18 protein-coding genes and 1 tRNA gene are annotated in these 17,862 nt (G+C 69.5%); 8 read left to right on the forward strand and 11 right to left on the reverse strand.

What is annotated here, in order from left to right; translation table 11 throughout:
* Nucleotides 1-784 precede the first annotated feature (784 nt).
* Together ACZ7M2_RS45935 and ACZ7M2_RS45940 are read left to right on the forward strand one after the other, a co-directional pair.
* Nucleotides 785-1,312 carry an NUDIX hydrolase family protein gene (locus tag ACZ7M2_RS45935; RefSeq protein WP_060899080.1) on the forward strand — a complete coding sequence of 176 codons (528 nt, stop codon included), beginning with the start codon at nucleotides 785-787 and terminating at the stop codon, nucleotides 1,310-1,312.
* Nucleotides 1,313-1,396: 84 nt separating this feature from the next.
* Nucleotides 1,397-2,944 (forward strand): serine/threonine-protein kinase, encoded by a 1,548-nt coding sequence (locus ACZ7M2_RS45940; RefSeq protein ID WP_471600353.1) that lies wholly within the window; start codon nucleotides 1,397-1,399, stop codon nucleotides 2,942-2,944.
* Between the two features lie 89 nt (nucleotides 2,945-3,033).
* Here the strand turns inward: ACZ7M2_RS45940 and ACZ7M2_RS45945 are convergent, their stop codons facing one another.
* From ACZ7M2_RS45945 to ACZ7M2_RS45975, 7 genes are all read right to left on the reverse strand, one after another.
* Entirely contained in the window at nucleotides 3,034-5,535 is a 2,502-nt protein-coding gene (locus tag ACZ7M2_RS45945; protein WP_471600354.1) for a tryptophanase, read from the reverse strand.
* Between the two features lie 391 nt (nucleotides 5,536-5,926).
* The gene (locus ACZ7M2_RS45950; RefSeq protein ID WP_471600355.1) at nucleotides 5,927-7,273 is read right to left on the reverse strand and encodes a cytochrome P450; all 1,347 of its coding nucleotides are present in this window, start codon (nucleotides 7,271-7,273) and stop codon (nucleotides 5,927-5,929) included.
* Nucleotides 7,274-7,281: 8 nt separating this feature from the next.
* Nucleotides 7,282-7,875, reverse strand: coding sequence for a GTP-binding protein (locus ACZ7M2_RS45955; protein WP_168498295.1), 594 nt, complete (start codon nucleotides 7,873-7,875; stop codon nucleotides 7,282-7,284).
* On the reverse strand, nucleotides 7,850-8,227 hold the full coding sequence (locus ACZ7M2_RS45960) for a DUF742 domain-containing protein (RefSeq protein ID WP_054232691.1): 378 nt from the start codon (nucleotides 8,225-8,227) through the stop codon (nucleotides 7,850-7,852). Before ACZ7M2_RS45960 ends, ACZ7M2_RS45955 begins: the two co-directional genes overlap by 26 nt.
* The gene (locus tag ACZ7M2_RS45965) at nucleotides 8,224-8,625 is read right to left on the reverse strand and encodes a roadblock/LC7 domain-containing protein (RefSeq protein WP_054232692.1); all 402 of its coding nucleotides are present in this window, start codon (nucleotides 8,623-8,625) and stop codon (nucleotides 8,224-8,226) included. The genes ACZ7M2_RS45960 and ACZ7M2_RS45965 overlap by 4 nt, the downstream gene beginning before the upstream one ends.
* On the reverse strand, nucleotides 8,622-9,809 hold the full coding sequence (locus ACZ7M2_RS45970) for a sensor histidine kinase (RefSeq protein WP_352051175.1): 1,188 nt from the start codon (nucleotides 9,807-9,809) through the stop codon (nucleotides 8,622-8,624). Before ACZ7M2_RS45970 ends, ACZ7M2_RS45965 begins: the two co-directional genes overlap by 4 nt.
* Before the next feature lie 359 nt (nucleotides 9,810-10,168).
* On the reverse strand, nucleotides 10,169-11,983 hold the full coding sequence (locus tag ACZ7M2_RS45975; RefSeq protein WP_403703494.1) for an ABC transporter ATP-binding protein: 1,815 nt from the start codon (nucleotides 11,981-11,983) through the stop codon (nucleotides 10,169-10,171).
* 325 nt (nucleotides 11,984-12,308) lie between these two features.
* Between ACZ7M2_RS45975 and ACZ7M2_RS45980 the strand changes: the two genes are divergently transcribed.
* Nucleotides 12,309-12,623, forward strand: coding sequence for a hypothetical protein (locus tag ACZ7M2_RS45980; protein WP_471600356.1), 315 nt, complete (start codon nucleotides 12,309-12,311; stop codon nucleotides 12,621-12,623).
* Here the strand turns inward: ACZ7M2_RS45980 and ACZ7M2_RS45985 are convergent.
* Nucleotides 12,602-12,678: transfer RNA gene (locus tag ACZ7M2_RS45985), tRNA-Pro, on the reverse strand. The two genes, ACZ7M2_RS45980 and ACZ7M2_RS45985, sit on opposite strands and share 22 nt — an antisense overlap.
* 183 nt (nucleotides 12,679-12,861) lie before the next feature.
* Here ACZ7M2_RS45985 and ACZ7M2_RS45990 point away from each other — a divergent pair.
* Together ACZ7M2_RS45990 and ACZ7M2_RS45995 are read left to right on the forward strand one after the other, a co-directional pair.
* Nucleotides 12,862-13,566 carry a transketolase gene (locus ACZ7M2_RS45990; RefSeq protein WP_471600357.1) on the forward strand — a complete coding sequence of 235 codons (705 nt, stop codon included), beginning with the start codon at nucleotides 12,862-12,864 and terminating at the stop codon, nucleotides 13,564-13,566.
* Nucleotides 13,567-13,684: 118 nt separating this feature from the next.
* Nucleotides 13,685-14,602 (forward strand): transketolase family protein, encoded by a 918-nt coding sequence (locus tag ACZ7M2_RS45995; RefSeq protein WP_471600358.1) that lies wholly within the window; start codon nucleotides 13,685-13,687, stop codon nucleotides 14,600-14,602.
* A 42-nt stretch (nucleotides 14,603-14,644) separates the two neighbouring features.
* On the opposite strand, the gene ACZ7M2_RS46000 is transcribed toward ACZ7M2_RS45995, so the two are convergent.
* On the reverse strand, nucleotides 14,645-15,004 hold the full coding sequence (locus ACZ7M2_RS46000) for an MmcQ/YjbR family DNA-binding protein (protein ID WP_403703503.1): 360 nt from the start codon (nucleotides 15,002-15,004) through the stop codon (nucleotides 14,645-14,647).
* Between the two features lie 249 nt (nucleotides 15,005-15,253).
* Between ACZ7M2_RS46000 and ACZ7M2_RS46005 the strand changes: the two genes are divergently transcribed.
* From ACZ7M2_RS46005 to ACZ7M2_RS46015, 3 genes are read left to right on the forward strand one after another with little or no spacing between them, the layout of a single operon-like run.
* Nucleotides 15,254-15,433: a hypothetical protein gene (locus ACZ7M2_RS46005; protein ID WP_471600359.1), complete on the forward strand. Its 180-nt coding sequence runs from the start codon at nucleotides 15,254-15,256 to the stop codon at nucleotides 15,431-15,433.
* A complete protein-coding gene (locus tag ACZ7M2_RS46010) occupies nucleotides 15,430-16,035 on the forward strand; it encodes an RNA polymerase sigma factor (RefSeq protein ID WP_351693609.1) in 606 nt (201 codons plus the stop codon). The genes ACZ7M2_RS46005 and ACZ7M2_RS46010 overlap by 4 nt, the downstream gene beginning before the upstream one ends.
* A complete protein-coding gene (locus tag ACZ7M2_RS46015; RefSeq protein ID WP_471600360.1) occupies nucleotides 16,035-16,706 on the forward strand; it encodes a hypothetical protein in 672 nt (223 codons plus the stop codon). The genes ACZ7M2_RS46010 and ACZ7M2_RS46015 overlap by 1 nt, the downstream gene beginning before the upstream one ends.
* A 22-nt stretch (nucleotides 16,707-16,728) precedes the next feature.
* Here ACZ7M2_RS46015 and ACZ7M2_RS46020 read toward each other — a convergent pair whose 3' ends face one another.
* Together ACZ7M2_RS46020 and ACZ7M2_RS46025 are read right to left on the reverse strand one after the other, a co-directional pair.
* Nucleotides 16,729-17,262, reverse strand: a complete 534-nt coding sequence (locus tag ACZ7M2_RS46020; RefSeq protein ID WP_471600421.1) for a GNAT family N-acetyltransferase — start codon at nucleotides 17,260-17,262, stop codon at nucleotides 16,729-16,731.
* On the reverse strand, nucleotides 17,262-17,837 hold the full coding sequence (locus tag ACZ7M2_RS46025; protein ID WP_471600361.1) for a helix-turn-helix domain-containing protein: 576 nt from the start codon (nucleotides 17,835-17,837) through the stop codon (nucleotides 17,262-17,264). Before ACZ7M2_RS46025 ends, ACZ7M2_RS46020 begins: the two co-directional genes overlap by 1 nt.
* Between the last annotated feature and the right edge of the window lie 25 nt (nucleotides 17,838-17,862).

Consider the following 17,862-nt stretch of genomic DNA (forward strand, 5'->3'; position numbering starts at 1 on the left):
GGACGAGCTGAGCAGTGCGGGGCCCCTGCGCAGACCGTGTGAGGCCTGTCCGGCAGGTGAGGAAGAAGAATGGCAGCTTGACTTAGACATGTCATGCAGACCGGAGGCAATCGAGGGTTAACCCTCGACGACGTTCACGTGGGGCGCACGGACGAGGTTCACCCGGGGCGCACGGGAGCCCGCCTTCACTCGGATGGCGGCGCCCGGCGTACCTCGCGGCCACCTCGGAGGCGTCCACCTCACCGGACGCGACTTCGCCGGTGGCACGGCGACGGAGTACGCGAAGGCGGAATGGGGATAAGCCCGGAGAGCACGGCATCGCGCCGGACCGTGCCCCAGGGTCGGCATCCCTCCTTGGTAGTACGACCGGGTCGCGCGTCCGCCCCTCAGGGGGGAGGTGCGGGTGACCCGTGAGCACGACGCGCGTGAGCGCGGTGGCGTGGAAGCTGGTTGTACGAGTCCGAGGAGGCCGCCATGAACCGCCAGATCCGCATTCGCCCCAGCCGTCGCCCCGCCACTGCGCGCGAGGTGACGATCGACCGCAGGACACCGTCGGGTCGTCTGCTGCCCTACTGACGCGACGGCCGCCCTGCCGGCCCGACAGCTGCTCTCCTGGCCCGCCGACTGCCCCGCGCATTCGGCGGCCTTCTCTAACGATCCGGCCAGTCGGCGTATCCGTTCCACCGCGCGCACGTTGTGGGTGATGACAATGGCCACCAGACACCACGGCGAGCACTGCGCGCGGATCCGGAAGGGTTGAAAGTATGATCACCCAATGTCTGACATGACCGAGACCACGCCGGGCTGGCTGACGCCCGACGAACTCGAAAGCGCGCGCGCACGCATGCCGATCCTGTACGTCGAGGCCGTGCCGGTCCGCGTCGACGACAACGGCGAAGTCACCAGCATCGGACTGCTGCTGCGCATAGGGCCGGACGGGACGGTCAGCCGCACCGTCGTCTCGGGCCGGGTGCTGCACCACGAGCGGGTCAGGGACGCCCTCCTGCGCCACCTGGAGAAGGACCTCGGCCCGGTGGCGCTCCCCCGCATCCCGACCTCGCTCCAGCCCTTCACCGTCGCCGAGTACTTCCCCACGGTGGGCGTCACGCCGTTCCACGACCCCCGCCAGCACGCGGTCTCGCTCGCCTACATCGTCCCGGTGACCGGCGACTGCCGCCCCCGGCAGGACGCCCTCGACCTGGTCTGGTTCAGCCCCGAGGAGGCCTCGTCGCCCGCGGTCCTGGGCGAGATGCCGGGCGGTCACGGAGCCCTCCTCAAGCAGGCCCTGGCCCATGTGGGCCGGCTGTCCTGACGAAGGCCTCCGCTAGAGTCGGCGCGGTCCCCGGCCAGACCTGCTGCCGCGGGGGTGGTCCTGCGCTGGGGGATGACGGGCACGATGCGGTTCGAACGAATGCAACTGGCCGGGTACGAGATCCAGGAGGTACTGGGCCAGGGCGGGTTCGCCACGGTGTACCGGGCGCGGCAGCTGGCCGTGGGCCGCGAGGTGGCGCTCAAGGTGGACAGCAGGGTGCTCGACTCGCCCCGCGACCGGCAGCGGTTCATGCGGGAGGTCACCGCCGCCGGGCAGCTGTCCGGGCATCCGCACGTGGTCCCGGTGTACGACGCCGGGGTGTTCGGCGACAACCGCCCGTACATGGTGCTCGAACTGTGTCCCGGCGGCTCCCTGGGTGATCGTCTGCAACTCCAGGGCCCCCTGTCCGTGAAGGAGGCCCGCGACATCGGCGTGGGCATAGCCGACGCGGTGGCCGCGGCACACACCGCCGGGGTGCTGCACCGGGACATCAAACCCGGCAACATCCTGATCAACCGGTACGGCGGTGTCGCGCTCGCCGACTTCGGCCTCGCGGCCATGCCCCGGCCGGACCGGGAACTGTCGGTCACACGGGAGGCGTTGACCCCCGCGTACGCTCCGCCCGAGGCGTTCCACCTGGCCGAACCGACCCCGGCCGGCGATGTGTACTCGCTCGCCGCCACGGTCTACGCCCTGCTGCGGGGCCGCCCGCCGCACTTCCCCGAGGACGGCACGCAGCTCAGTCTCGCGGAACTCATCGTGCGGCACACCTGGCCCTACTCAGACCTGCCGGGAGTGCCGACGGCCCTCAACGAGGTGCTCGGGCGGGCCCTGGTGGCGGACCCGGCGCGCCGGCTGTCCGACGCCGGGGCACTGCGTGACGCGCTCGCCGCCGTCGACGTGGACAGTGCCGACCGGGTCGGCTTCGGTCCCGTACCCGGCGGCCGGACCACGACCGTCCCCGCGCGGCGGGACACCACGCCGCCGCCCGAGCCCGGTCCGCCGGGCACGACCGCCGCACCGGCGTCGCGAGACGGGCAGAAGAAGAGGCGGCGCCCCCGGCTGATCGCCGCGGTGGCGGCGGTGGCGGTCTCGGTGGGCGTCTCGGTCACCGTCATCACCTACGGGGGTGGGGGGTCCGGCACCCCCAAGTCCTCCTCGACCGCGTCCCGGCCGTCCGTCACCACGTCCGCCGTGGACGCGGGGTTCGGTGGGGTGCCGACCACCACCCGGGACTGCCCGGCCGCCACGGTCGACGGCGCGGGCGGCCGGTGCGTCACGACCCCCGAGTGCTGGAGCGGCATCACCGACATCTCGGGGACGATCACAGTCAGCCTCGCGGACTGCCGGGTGAAGCACGTGTGGGAGACCTTCGCCATCGCCCCGCTGCCCAAGGACGGGATGACGAACAACGCCCGGGACCTGATCAAGCACCCCACCGTCAAGGCGCTGTGCTCGCAGGAGGTCGTGCTGAAGTCCCGGACGGCGGCCGGACGGGCCGTCACCGGCCGGTGGAGCACGGACATCCTGCCGCCGACCGCCCAGCAGTGGTCCGACGGACTCCGCGCCTTCCGCTGTGTCGCCCACGCGGCCACGGAGGACGGGGAGATCACCGACAGCCACTTCGGGTAGGAGCGGCCGGGCGCCGCCGTGCCGCTGCCCGGTCACCTCGTGAACGACGTGACCGGGCAGCGGCCTCAGGACGGCGTTTCCTCCGCCCGCTAGACGGTCACCGGCTGGAGCTTGGCGCGGAAGTGCCGCAGGATCGGGGACTGTTCCACGATCCGGTAGCCGTGCACGGACTCCGCGTTCTTGGCGATGGTCTCCAGGGTTCTGCCGACGTGGTCGTAGTGGCTGCGCGTGTAGACGCGCCGCGGCAGCGCCAGCCTCACCAGCTCGTACGGCGGGCTCTTGACCGGGTTCCCGTCCTCGTCCTCCTCACCGAGGTACAGCGACCCCAGTTCGGCCGACCGGATGCCGCCCTCCAGGTAGAGCCGGCAGGCGAGAGCGTGGCCGGGGTACTGGTGGGGCGGTATGTGCGGCAGCAGCCGGCCCGCGTTGAGGTAGATGGCGTGCAGACCGGGTGGCTCCAGGATGTCCACGCCGGCGGCGCGGATCCGCTGGGCCAGATGGTCGGCGCTCTCCGCCCGCTCCGCGAGGTAGGAAGGTTCGGTCACCTCTTGGAGGCCCTGGGCGATCATGTCCAGGTCGCGTCCGGCCAGACCCCCGTAGGTGGGGAACCCCTCGGTGGCGATGAGGAGGAGTTCGCACTTCTGGGCGAGTTCCGGATCGTTCAGTCCGATGAAGCCGCCGATGTGGACGATGCCGTCCTTCTTGGCGCTCATCACACAGCCGTCGGCGAGACGGAACGCTTCTTCCGCGACCTGGCGCGGGGTGCGGTCCTTGTAGGCCGCCTCGTGCCGGGTGACCAGCCAGGCGTTCTCGGCGAACCGGGCGGCGTCCAGGATCAGGGGGACACCGTGCCGGCGGCAGAGTTCGGAGGTCCGCCGCAGGTTCTCCATGGAGACGGGCTGACCGCCACCGCCGTTGTTGGTGATGGTCATGACGACCGCGGCGACGCGTGAGCCGGTCGTCTCGGTCAGCCCCCGCTCCAGTGCCTCGAGGTCGATGTTCCCCTTGAAGGGCTCCGAGCTGTCCAGGTTCCGCGCCTCGGCGCAGGGCAGGTCGCGGGCCACACAGCCCGCCAGCTCCACGTTGGCGCGGGTGGTGTCGAAGTGCGTGTTGGACAGGACGGTGTCGCCGGGTTTGAGGAGGTTGGAGAACAGGAGTCGTTCCGCCGCTCGCCCCTGGTGGGCCGGCAGGATGTGGCTGAAGCCGGTCAGTTCCGCCACCGTGTCCCGGAAACGGTAGAAGGATCGCGAGCCCGCGTAGGACTCGTCACCGGCCATGCCCACGGCGAGCTGCGCCGAGGACAGCGCACCGGTCCCCGAGTCGCTCAGCAGATCGATGGTCACCTCTTCCGCGCGCAGATCGAACAGGTTGTAGTGCACTCGTTCGAGTGCCGCCTTGCGCTGCTGGGGGGTCGTGAGCGGGATAGGTTCGACGACCTTGATCCGGTACGGCTCCATCCTGATTTCTGCTCCTGCCTTTCCGTTTCCTACTGAGTGGAGGGTCTCGCGCGGCTCGGTACCCGCCGTGCGATGGGGGGAGAACGTCTGAGGGGGCGGCTGGGCCGGCAAGGGCGGCCGTACCGCGTACGCCTCCGAGGAGATGTACGCGGTCACACGGGGCGGTCGGCCCCGCTCGTACACCAGCGCCAGATAGGCGATGAGCCCCACGCCTTCGTGCAGCAGTCGTGAGGTGACGGTGGCCAGCGACCGGTCGAGCGCCGCGGTGTCCATGCCGTGTCGGCGCAGCACGGCCACCGCTCGCGCATAGGCCTCTCCGTCGTGCCGGACGTAGTCCCTGACCGGCACGTGGAGGGTGAAGCCGCTCGGCAGACCGGTCCCGGACTCCGTGAAGGAGTGGCAGGAGAGCACGGGGCGCCCCTCCAGCCGTACGCCTTTCCCGGCGCCGGGGTGCTGCGGCGAGCTGTCGAGACCCGCCGCGACCCGCAGGAACTCCCGTACGGTCTCGGGCCGTGGCCCGGGGTCCGTGCGGGACAGTTCACCGGCGTCGGCGGCGGCCAGGTTCCGATGGGTGACGTAGACCTTCACCCGGGGTGTCTCCCAGTCCCCGAGGTCGAGGGCGAGGAACGGATAGCCGTCGGCCCGGGGCAGCGCGGCGAACGCCTGCCGGTGGCCGAGTCGGTCCAGCGCCTCACGCACCGTCTCGGCGGCCCGATCCGCCCCGGACGCCGCCGGGTTCAGATAGACCTTGACCTTGGGGACTCCGCCGGGCCGCAACTCCAGGGCCAGCCACAGCGCCAGCGGGCCCTCGGGGGCCGGTGGGAAGAACAGGTCCTCCAGCCGGTCGAGTTGGTCGGTGGCGAAGCCCCAGCGCTCCGCCATGGCCCGCACCACACGCAGTCCGACGCGCCCGTTCTCCGCCAGGCCTTCGGCGCCGTACCCCGGTTCCAGCAGCACGCGCAGGGTCGGGGGCGCGTCCGGCACGAAGGCGAGGGAGTACTCCACCGGTGTGTGGTCGTCGGACAGGAAACTCGGGTAGGACGGCGGTTCGTCCAACGGACGCTCCGCGACGGGACCGAGACAGTCGGTCAGAACACGCGCGTAGATCTCGCCGTCGGACGGTTCGAGACCCATGGCTTGGCACAGTCGGAGTAACTGGTCGGTCACGTAACCGCCGAGCGGTTGCGTTTCCGTGACCGGTCCACCCCCTGTACGGGAGGTGATCATCGGCCCTCCCGTCGGGTGGGCCCGGGAAGGAGGGCAAAAAGATACCCGCCTGTGCGGGCGGGTATCTCGCCATCCGGTATGTGTGGTGCGACGGGTATGGCGCGGGGGTCGAAGCTCCCTTGAGAGGTCTGCCGTCGGGGGCGGAGCGTGGCTGCGGAGTGCTGTGCTGAAGTGGCGTCGGTGGTCGAGGGCTCCACGACACCTCCTTAACTTGTGATCAACACGATTGCCGCGCTCTTCCCTACCCCTCCGGTTGAATATTGATGCAGTGCGAGGATGTTGGCGGCTGTTGCGTATCTCACGCTTTCCACCAGGAAAGGAACGAACTCCACAGCCCGCCACGCTCCTGCCGGCCCTGCGCACCTCCCTGGTCACTGCGCGCAGTGGTCTCCGGGCGGTGCTGCGGGTCGGGCTGTCGGGCGGCCCGTACGGGGGTGAAACGGGCCGGAAGCGCGGCCAGCGCCCGGTTGAAGGGACCCGGACGCCAGGTCAGACTGTCCTCGGGTACGGCCAGTTCGACGTCGGGCAGCCGGTTGAAGAGGTTCTCGATGGCCGTCACGGTGATGAGCCGGGCGGGGTCCTTGGCCGGGCAGGCATGCGGTCCCGCGCTCCACGCCAGGTGGGAGCGGTTGCTCGACGCGTGCCGGGACGTCGCGAGCGCCGGGTCGGTGTTGGCGGCCGCGAAGCTGACCAGCACGAGGTCGCCCGCCGCCAGCTTCTGTCCCCCGAACTCCATGTCGGCCGCCGGGTAGTGCGGCGCGTAGTTCGCCATGGGCGGGTTCTTCCACAGCGTGGTGTCGATGGCCTCTTCGATCAACCCGCCTGCCGCGTACCGGTCGTTGGTCAGCAGCAGGTGCAGGGTGTTGGAGATGAGGTTGCGCAGCGGCTCAGCTCCGGCGCCCAGGAGCAGGACGAGCTGGTGGGCCATCTCCTCGTTGGTCAGGCGCGCCTGATGCTGCATCAGCCAGGAGGTGACGTCGTCGCCGGGCCGGGAACGCTTGAGGGCCACCAGCTCGCCCACGGCCTGACCCAGTACCTCGTTCGCCTTCTCGGCATTCACACCGTCGAAAATGCCGGATATACCGAAGAGGACCCGGTCGCCGATCTCCGCGGGGCAGCCGAAGAGTTCGTTGAAAACGAAAAGCGGCAGCAACTTGGCGTAGTCGTTCAGCAGATCGGCCGAGCCACGGGTGTGGAACTGGGCGATGAGGTAATTGGAGACCCGCTCGGCGCTCTGGCTCAGCCAATGCGAATCGACACGCGCGAAGCTGTCCGTGATCGCCTGCCGCAGCCGCATGTGCTCGGCCCCGTCACTGAACATGGCGTTGGGCCGGTACACCAGAAGCGGAAGCACCGGACTGTCCGGACTGATCTCACCTTCGTTGAAATCCCGCCAGCGACGCGAGTCCTTCCGGAAGGCACCCGCGTTCTGGAGCAGCTGGAGCGCCGCCGAGTAATCCGTGACCAGGGTCGCCTCGACACCGGGAGCGAGTTCGACCGGAGCCGTCGGCCCGTAGTGACGCATGTACTCGTAATAGGCTTGCGGATCGGCCGCGAACTCCGCCCCATGCAGCGGCACCGGCTCACCCGTGGCATGAGCCGGGCAGCCGGGTGGTGGCACGGGTGCGGTGGATTCAGTGTTCATGCTTGCTCCTAGCGGGCACGGTCCTGCAAATAGTGAACGAGGGTGATCAGGGCGCTTGCTGATGAATTCTCGTCGCGAGCGTCGCAGGTGACGACCGGGGTGTCGGGGAGCAGGTCCAGCGCCTCACGCAGCGCCTCTTCGCCACGAATCGGCGTGCCGTCGAAGTGGTTCACGGCAATGGCGTAGGCGAGTCCGTACTGCTCGATCAGGTCGATGACGGCGAAGGAGTCCGCCAGCCGCTCGGGGTCGACCAGCACGAGCGCCCCGAGAGCGCCGCGCGCCATGTCCTCCCACATCTGCACGAACCGCTGCTGGCCCGGCGTACCGAACAGGTACAGCACGACGTGATCACTGATCGTGAGGCGTCCGAAGTCCATGGCCACCGTGGTGGTGGTCTTGCCGTGGACGCCCTTGAGGTCGTCGATCTCCTCGGCGGCCTGCGTCATCGTCTCCTCCGTGGACAGCGGAGGAATCTCCGACATCGTCCCGACGAAGGTGGTCTTGCCCACCGCGAAGTGCCCGACGATCAGGATCTTCACGGCGGTCTGCGCCGCTCCACCACGGACGTACGCCTTCTCATCCAAAACGGGCCCGGAGACCATCCAGCACCTCCTGAAGAATCTGCTCGTCGACCAGGCGGGCGCGCGCCACCGGCGCGCGCGTGATGAGGTAACCGCCTTCGGCGAGGGCATTGAGAAGGATCTTCACCACGCCCATGGGCAGGCGCAGGTGTCCCGCGATCTCGGCGACCGAGAGGTAGCCACCGGAGCACATCTCCAGCAGGCTCTGTTCCTCAGGGGAGAGCCGGGCCGGCCGCTGCTGATGGTCGGCGGCCGCCGTGACCAGCGTGATCAGGGAGAACTGGTCGCCGTCGGGGAGGTCCCGGCCATTGGTGATGACGTACGGCCGCACTAACTCCGCGGCCTCGGGCTCCTGCCGCTCGGAATCGGTCACTGGCGTGCGCCGATGTTCTCGCGCGGCGGAGTCGTCAGCGCCTTGCCCAGCTGGCCGACGAGTTGCTGCATGCGGAAGGTGATCTCCCCCATCTCGACGTCGGGAGAGGCCGAGACCGCGAGGTACGCGCCGTCACCGGCGGAGATCAGGAAGACCCAGCCACCGTCGAACTCGACGAGCGTCTGCCGCCACTTCAGATCGGACCCGTCACAGAAGAACCCGATCGAGCGGCTCAGTGACTGCACACCGCTCATCGCGGCGGCGACGGTGTCCGCGTGGTCCCTTCCGACCCCCTTCGAGGACGCCATCAAGAGCCCGTCGGCGGAGACCAGGACCGCGTGCAGAGCCCCGGGAATCTCCAGGACGCCGTCAAGCATCCAAGACAGATCGTTGTTCACGAAACCTCATGCCCTTCGCTGCTTGCGTCATGTGCGTTGCTCGTGCGGCCCGCAGGCTCCGGGAGCGCGGCTCGACCGGACTGCGTGCCGCGCTGGAAGGCACCCATGATCGAGGCGGTCTCCTCTTCGGAGCGGATCGGGGTGCCCGTGGTCATGGGGACGCCCGTGGTTTCGGAACTCGGCGGCACGATGGCCATGGCCCGCCTGCGGCGGCGCTTGGGAAGACCGTCGGCGGTCGTGGACACGGCCGCGGCGGGTTCCGGGCCGCTCGGGTTCAGCGAGGGAACAGTGCTCACAGTCTGTGCTCGCTCCTTTGGTTGCGGCATGCTGGTGAGCAGCTCGTCCGGCAGCAGGACCACCGCTCGCACACCCCCGTAGGGAGAGGTCGAGTCGACGGACACCGTGAAGCCGTAGCGCTCACAGAGCACACCGATCACCGCGAAGCCGAACTGCGGAGGATTGCCGAGCCCGGAGACACCCGAGGCCCGCTCACTCGAAAGGAGTTTCGCCGCTCGGGCCTTCTCCTCCTCGTTCATGCCGACACCGGCGTCGTCGACGACGATGCAGATGCCCTTGGGTACGGCGCGGACATTGATCTCGACACTGGTTTCCGGTGCCGAGTAGCTCGTGGCGTTGTCGAGCAGTTCGGCAAGGGCCAGCGCCACCGGTTCGACAGCCCGGTTGGTGACCGCGAAATCGACCTGCGAAAGAATTTCGACCCGCTGGAAGTGCCGGATCCTGCCCTGCGCGCTGCGGACCACGTCGTAAACCGACGCGACGTCACGCTGCCGTCCCAGCCAGCCTTCGCAGAGCACCGCGATGGACTGGGCGCGCCGCCCGAACTGCGAGTTCATGTGGTCGATTTCCAGGAGATCCTGGAGAATCACCGACTCGCCATACTTGCTCTGCAGTCTTGAAATAGCCAACTGCTGTTCGGCGGCGAGACCCTGAAGCGTCCGCATCGCCGATTTGAGCGCGGTTCTCGTTGCTTCTTCGGCCTGCTCCTGAGCCTTCTTCACCGAGGCCGAATATTGATTCTCAAGCTCAGCGTAGTGATCCCTGAGTTCTTGATTTCCCTGCCTTAAACTCCGCGCAGACCGCTTTCCGCGAATAATGGCGGTAGCTGCAAGCGGAGTACCAGCGATAAGAGCCCAGAGAGCCGGGTCCTGCATGTATTGCGTCATAAGACTCTCTTCAAGCGACTGACAGCCAGCTACTGAATTCCGTCAGCGCGGCGGGCCGACAGCCCACTGCGCAGGGTTTACCGTCCGGGCCGCACAGTTGGCCAGAAGAGTCGTTTGGCCGGAAGAGTCGTTTTGTGCCCATAGCCCGCTCGGCAAGTGCGGCGATCGTATCATCGCCCCAACTCATGACGGACCGTCAATATGAGGAGTACTTGCGAACATTGACGGGTGGTCAGATCCGTCGAAGGCATCCGAAAAGGGGGCTCTGCGGCTTTCGTCAATAGGTGACCGGAGTGGGCATCGGGGAGCGGGGCCCGCCGAGCGGGCGCGAGGGGACCCCACGCCCGCCGGGTTCGCGTTCAGTGCAGGTCGGCCGGCTCCTGGCTGTCGTCGAGGAAACCGCCCGACTGGTGCTGCCACAGCTTCGCGTAGGCGCCCTCCGACGCGAGCAACTCCTGATGCGTGCCCTGCTCGATGATGCGTCCGCGGTCCAGGACGACGAGCCGGTCCATGGTGGCGACCGTGCTCAGTCGGTGCGCCACGACGAGCGCCGTCCGGCCCTCCATGAGCCGCCACAGCGCTTCTTGTACGAGGATCTCGCTCTCGGAGTCCAGCGCGCTGGTCGCCTCGTCGAGCAGCAGGATCGGTGCGTCGCGCAGGATCGCCCTGGCAAGTGCGACCCGCTGGCGCTGCCCGCCGGACAGTTTGACCCCGCGCTCGCCCACCATGGTGCCGAAGCCGTCCGGCAGCGCGTCGGCGAACTCCGTGACATGCGCCGCCTCGGCCGCGCGACGGATCTCGGCCTCGGTGGCGTCCGGCCGGGCGAAGGCGATGTTGTCCCGCAGGGTGCGGTGGAACATCGCCGGGTCCTGCGGCACGTAGGCCATCAGTCCGCGCAGGTCTGCCTGGCGCAGCCTGCTGATGTCCTGCCCTCCGATCAGGATGCGGCCGGAGTCGATGTCCGTCATCCTCAGCAGCAGCCGGGCCAGCGTGGTCTTGCCCCCGCCGGACCGGCCGACGAGACCGATCTTCGCCCCGCTGGGCACCGCCAGGTCGAGTCCCTCGAAGAGCGGCTGCGCGCCCGCGTGGGCGAAGGTCACCTGCTCGAAGCGGACGTCGGCGGCCCGGGACAGCAGCGCTTCCGGCGTCTTGGGGTCGAGCACGGTCGGCGGCTTCAGCAGCAGTTCGGTGAACTGCGCGGCCTCCGTCATCGAACTCTCCAGGCGGCGGTAGATCTGGTTGAACTCGAACATGATCCGCGTCGCGTTGCTGTAGTACGTGAAGGCGACCACGACCGCCTCCACGCCGTGACTGCCTCCGCCGAGCGCGACCGCGAGCAGCAGGCCCAGCGCGTTGGTCAGCACGGACATCGGCGCGACCAGTGTGTCGATGCGCAGGTTGCCGTAGTCCCACGACCTCAGCATGAGCCGCCGCGAGGCCGCGACACGGGACCGGTGCTCGGCGGCCTCGCGCTCCTCGGCGGCGAACGCCCGGACCGTGTCCATGTTCATCAGGCTGTCGGCGACATGGCCCGACACCCGGGCGATCGCCTCCTCGCGCTGATCGACGAGCGCCTGACGGCGGCGGATGAGGGGCAACACGCACAGCGCCGTCAGCGCGATCATCGCCAGGAGCCCGACGACGAGCAGCGGTTCGTAGCGCCACAGCACCACCGCCCCGAACACCAGCGGCACGAAGCTGCCCACGACCTGGAACGTCATCGTGTCGACGAACTCCTCGAAGCGGGAGGCGAAGCTCAGCACCCGCTTGGTCAGTGACCCGGCGAAGTTGTCGTGGAAGAACGCGGCGTCCTTGGCGAACAGTTCGTCCATGCCGATGACGTACAACTGCTCGATGCCGAGGGCGTCGAGACGGTTCAGGCAGTGCAGGCCGAGGCGCCACAGCATCTCCGCGAGCAGCAGGACGCCGCCGAAGCCGAGGACGTACGGCAGCGTCGAGCCGATGGAGATGCCGGCGTCGCCGGCGATCCGGCCGACGAGCTTCGCGACGATCAGAGGTGCGATGTAGTTGATGCCGATGTTGCCGAGCGCGGGCAGCAGCATCGCGGGGGCGGTCAGCCGTCGGAGCCGGGCCAACTCCCGTCCGTAATAGCGAAGGGCGAGGAGCACCGAGCCTTTGCCCGGTGAACCCTCGCGCGATTCAGGCGATCCCATCCCAACCCTGTGTGGTCGTGCGGCAGCCTGCCGCGTGCTTCTCCGGGGAGATTCCGTTGCCTCAGTGGCCGTGTGGAGCTTCGGTTTCGAGTGAGCGCGTTCGCTCGGGTCGTCCTGCGACGGGCGGGGTACGACGACGGGCCCGCGGCGACACCCACGTGCGAGTACGGCGGGCCAGGAATCGCAGTGTCCCGCGAGGGCTCCCGCGCAGTCCAAGCGTTTTTATCGGCCAACGACGCACGTCGCACGCCTGCGCGACCTGGCCGAACAGGCGTGTGACCCCTGAGCCGAGACGGCCCGATCGCCCCCGCCTCGATGCGCCCGGGTGTCTCTTTCCGACCCTGCCGACCGGGACCTTCTTTCGCCCTTCGCGGTCGAGGCCGCGGCTCTCTGCGGCAAGGAGCGCGTCCTGCCCGTCGCCGGCGAGCTCCTGGCCGGCGGGGTCGGCCTCGTCGCCTTCGGCGGGCCGTTCCTGGTCGGCCGGCTCCTGGACGGTTACGGATTCCGTGGCGTGCGGTGGCTCATGGCCATCAGCACCGCCGCGAACTTCGTGCCGGTGGGACACGAAAAAGCCGTCTTCTCATCGTTGAGAAGACGGCCTCCGACCTGCTGTGAAGCTGGTCGGGACGACAGGATTTGAACCTGCGACCCCTTGACCCCCAGTCAAGTGCGCTACCAAGCTGCGCCACGTCCCGTTGCCCGTCTGACCTGGGGTTTCCCCTGGCCGAACGCGCACGGAAACAATACCGCACTCGGGGCGATGGTCGCGCATCCGTTTGTTCGGGGCCGACCGGGGCGCGGGGCCACGGGGCCGCGCGGGGGAAGACTTCGAGGCGGCGCTTGACCTGAAGTTTGGTTGAGGTTGCACGATCGTCGGCATGACGATCACCGAGGCAGAACGCCACCACCAGTACCAGGACCTGCCCCGCCTGATGGGGCTGATGACCGGCGACGAGAAGCACGGACCCGCGGCGACGTCCACGCTGGACGCGCTGTGGGTGCTCTACGACCGGGTGCTGCGGGTCGGGCCCGAACGGATGCACGATCCGGAGCGGGACCGGTTCCTGCTCTCCAAGGGGCACGGGCCCATGGCGTACTACGCGGTGCTCGCGGCCAAGGGCTTCGTGCCCGTGGAGTGGCTTCCCGACTTCGGCGCGTACGACTCACCGCTCGGACACCACCCGGACCGGGTGCTGGTACCCGGCGCCGAGATCGGCAGCGGGTCGCTGGGGCACGGACTGCCGATCGCCGTCGGCACCGCGCTGGGCCTGCGCGCGCAGGGGCTGGGCCGGCCCCGTGTATGGGTGCTGATCGGCGACGCGGAGCTGGACGAGGGCAGCAACCACGAGGCGATCGCGTACGCGGGGCCGGCGGGTCTCGACCGGCTGCACACCGTGGTGATCGACAACTCCTCCGCCGGCCATGCCCGGCCCGGCGGTATCACCGCCCGGTTCGAGGCCGCGGGCTGGTCCGCCCTGACCGTCGACGGCCGTGACCACGAGGCGCTGTACGCCGCCTGCACCGCGCCCCACCCGGGTCGCCCGCACGTGGTGGTCGCCCGGGTCGAGCCCAAGTCCGCCTGAGACACCCGAGACGTCTGAGGCACCTGAGGCACCTGAGGCACCTGAGGCACCTGAGGCATCTGTGGCTCCGGACGCCCCCCTCTCCTCATCCCGTACGCCCCTGAAAGGACCCCCTTCCATGGACACCATGCGTGATCGTTTCGCCCCCGTCATGACGCGGCTGCTCGACGAGGACCCTCGGGTCGCGGTCGTCCTCGCCGAGATCGGCAAGGCCGATTTCACGGAAGCCCGGCGCAGGCATCCCGATCGGGTGATCAACGTCGGGATCCGTGAACAGCTCCTGGTCGGGGCGGGCGCGGGCCTGGCGCTGACCGGTCTGCGGCCCGTCGTGCACACCTTCGCCAGCTTCCTCATCGAGCGGCCGTTCGAGCAGGTCAAGCTGGACCTCGGACACCAGAACGTGGGCGCGGTGCTGGTGAGCGCGGCCGCGTCCTTCGACTGGCCCGCCGGAGGCTTCACTCACATGGCACCCGGCGACGTGGCCCTGCTCGACACGCTGGACGGCTGGACCGTGCACGTTCCCGGCCATCCGGACGAGGCCGAGCAGCTGCTGCGGCAGGCGGTCGCCGCCGGGGACGACAAGGTGTACGTGCGGTTGTCCGTGCAGTCCAACGCGCAGGGCCTGCCGGTCGACGGGGCCCGCTTCCGTACCGTCCGGGAAGGGCGCGCAGGGGTCGTCGTCGCCGTCGGACCGATGCTCGACGCCGCACTCGCCGCCACGGAGGGACTCGACGTCACCGTCCTGTACGCGGCCACCGTGAGGCCCTTCGACGGGCAGACCCTGCGCCGCGCCACGGAGGCGGCGGGCACCGACGTCGTCCTCGTCGAGCCGTATCTGGCGGGTACGTCCACGGCCGCCGCGGGCGACGCGCTCTCCGACGTACCCCACCGTGTCCTCGGCCTCGGCGTCCGCCGGCGTGAGCTGCGCCGGTACGGAACCGTCGACGAGCACCTGACCGCACACGGCCTCGACGCGGGATCCCTGCGGGAGCGGATCGGCGGCTTCCTGAGCGCCTCGGCCCGACCGCGCCCCTGAGTCCCCCCGCAGGCCCCGCGCGGCCCCGTGCGGAGCCGCGTGTCAGTGGCCCTTGGGAAGTCCCAGCTCCGGGTAGGCGTCGAGCAGCCGGGGCGGCGCCGCCTGGCGCCAGGAGTCGGCCAGGATGTCGCGGAGTTCGTCGCCGTCCTCCAGGGCGGCGAGCCGGACCCTGACCCAGGCGAAACCCGCCTCGTGGTCGGCGATCCAGAACTTGCCCGGCTCCGCCAGGACGAGTTCGTCGCGCTCCTCCTTCGGGCAGCGCACCGCGATGGACGTCTCCTCCTCGGGCAGCGTGGCGAACATCTTCCCCGCGACCCGGAAGGTGGGCATGCTCCAGGCGATCTTCTCCGTGGTGTCCGGCAGGGAGAGGGCGGTACGGCGTACGTCGTCGGCATCCGGCATGGGAGGCACGGTAGTCAAAGGCACTGACATCGACAGGGGTCGGCGGGTTCGGGCACTCCCGGCTCCCCGCCCGAGATGGTCGATGATTGAACCAGCTGCAATCGGATCGATACTGACCGTAATATTTTTCGAGCACCGGCTGCACGTTCGGGTCACCCCGGACGCTTCATGGGTGGAGGCGGATGGTGCCTCTGGTGCCGGGGTGGGGACACGGCACCTTCGATCAGCACAGGTACTGGGGAGGACCCCGTGCAGCAGAGCGCTGCCGCGTGGTTGTTCGAGATCGCGCTTGGCATGAGGGTGTTCGGCCCGGACGTCGTCCGTGGCTGCCGTCGGCTCCTGACGGCCGGCGTACGGATCGGCATCACCGGGCTGACCGGCACCCGCGCCCCGTCCCGCTCCGCCGAGTCGACCCGGGACGTCCAGTGAACGGCGACGGCGGGCCGGAGGAGACCGGCGGGGCCGTCGGCGCACCGCGGGTGGTGCCCATCGACCAGTGGGACCCCACCGTGCAGATGGCGTACTGGGGTTTCCACCATCAGCGCCGCCAGGACTACATGCGCTACGCCTATCTCCAGCTCGGCTCCGACGCCGACGCGGAGGAGGCCGTGGACCTGACCTTCGACCAGGTCATGGACCGCTGGCCGCGGATGCTGCGGATGGAGAACCTGGAGGGCTACGCCTGGACGATCCTCAAGCGCCGCATCATCGACATGCACCGCAAGCGCCGGCGCCGCCCCGAGCTGATGGAGATCGCCGCCTTCGAGGCGGCGCTCGCCGATCCGGCCGAGGATCCGTACGACACGCTCACCGACGCCATCGCCCTGTACGTCGCGGTCGGCTCCCTGAGCGAGCGGCAGCGGGACGCGATCCTCCTCTACTACGGCATAGGTTTCACGGCCGCCGAAGCCGCCGTACTCATGGGCAACGAGGAGGCCACCGTCCGCTCCCAGCTCCGTACCGGGCGGCGGCGCCTCGCCACCCTGCTCAAACTCCGCTGCCCGGAGCACTCCGACGGGAAGAACCCCTGATGAGCACCCTGCCGTCCGACCGCCGCACCATCGACGACCTGTTGGCCAAAGCGCGTACGCAGGATCGTTACGCCGACTACGACCTCGCGGCCTCCGAAGCCCGTCTGCGCAGTCGTCAGGCGGCCCGGCACCGCCCACGCAACCCCGATGCCGCGCTCGTCCGCGCCGTGTGGACCACCCCCGAGGACGACCGCACTCCGGACGCGGACCGCGCCTGGTGGGACCTGAACGCCGTGAGCCTGCTGGTGCTGTTCGGGCCGGACGCCGACCGTCATCTGAGCGAGTTCATCGACAGCCAGTACGTGGACAAGACCGGCGCTCTGATCTTCGCGTGTCTGCTGCACGTGGCGGGCGACAGCAGCGGGGCGCGCTTCTGGTGGCGTTTCGCGGCCGGGGTCGGCCACCAGGTCGCCGAGTACTGCCTGTTCCTCGAACACGCCCACAGCGGTGAGTACCACGACGCCGACCACTGGCGCATCCAACTGGTACGCGAGCACTTCGAACCCACCTACATGTGCGGCGACCGCGTCACCGCGCCGTTGGTCGATCCGGCGTTCATCGACCACGTCCACCCGCACATCGCCCGCCCCCACCACCCGGAGATCGGCATCGTCCCGCTCCCCAGGCCGCCTCTCGTGAAGGAGCTGCGCCACCTGACCTCCCTGTTGTAGCCGCGGCGGGAGCGGCGGCTCTTCACACGCCGGGGACCGTCCCTCCCACCCGCTTGTAGAAGATCGTCGTCGGGCGCAGCTCGCCCGACGGCGTCGCCGCGTAGTCGGGTATCGCCCCGAGCCGGGTCCAGCCCGCGGAGCGGTAGAGGGACTCGGCGGGGCTGTCGGTCTCGGTGTCCAGGTGCAGGAGGGTGATTCCGGCGGTGGCGGCCGCGTGCTCGGCCGTGGTCAAAAGGCCCCGGCCGAGGCCCTGTCCGCGGCCGTCGCGGTGCACCATCAGCTTCACCAGCTCGGCCCGGTGGCGGCTGTTGGGTTTGTCGGGGAAGACGAGGCCGACGGTGCCCAGGATCCGGTCCGCGGTGTGCGCCACCCACACGGCGAGGCGTCCGGCCGACACCGCGTCCACGCGCTCCTCCCACCAGGCGACGGCCGTCGCCCGCTCCAACGGGGCGAGGAAGCCGATCGAGGCCCCGCCCTCCACGGTGTCGATCAGCAGCTCGGCCAACTCGCCCACCGAGGCGCGTAGGCGCGGGGCATCCAGCCGGGAGACGGTGATCACGGCAGCACCACCAGCAGCGCGTACCGTACGGTCTCGGGGCCAGGACACCGGAAGCGGGTGGGCCCCCACACCCGCAGCCGCAGACAGTCCCCGGCGTCGAGCCGGTGTTCGACGTTCTGCACGGTCACCTCCAGCGTTCCGTCGAGGACCCAGATGTGCTGCTCGAGGCCGGGCACGGGAGGCCGGTCGTAGGCGATGTCGGCGCCGGCCCCGAGCCGCCCCTCGACCAGTTCGCCGCGCAGCCCGGCGTGCGGCGGGGACACCGATCGTCGTACGAATCCGGAGGCTTCGTCGGCCCAGACCGTCTGGTCGGCCGCCCGGAGCACCGCAACGGGCTCCGCCTCGACCTCGCTGAGCAGCTGAGACATGGTGCGTCCGTACACGGCGCACAGCCGGTTCAGGAGCGAGGCCGTGGGGCTGATCTCGGCCCGCTCGGCACGGGACAGCGTGGAGCGGCTGACCCCGCTGCGCTCCGCCAACTCACCGAGGGACCAGCCACGTTCGGAGCGCAGCTCGGCCAGTCGGGCCCCGAGCCGGACATCGACGACATCGAGCTGCCCATCGCTTCCCATATTCGGGATGCTATCCCAGATACGA

This window comes from Streptomyces sp. NPDC111507, assembly GCF_055638955.1.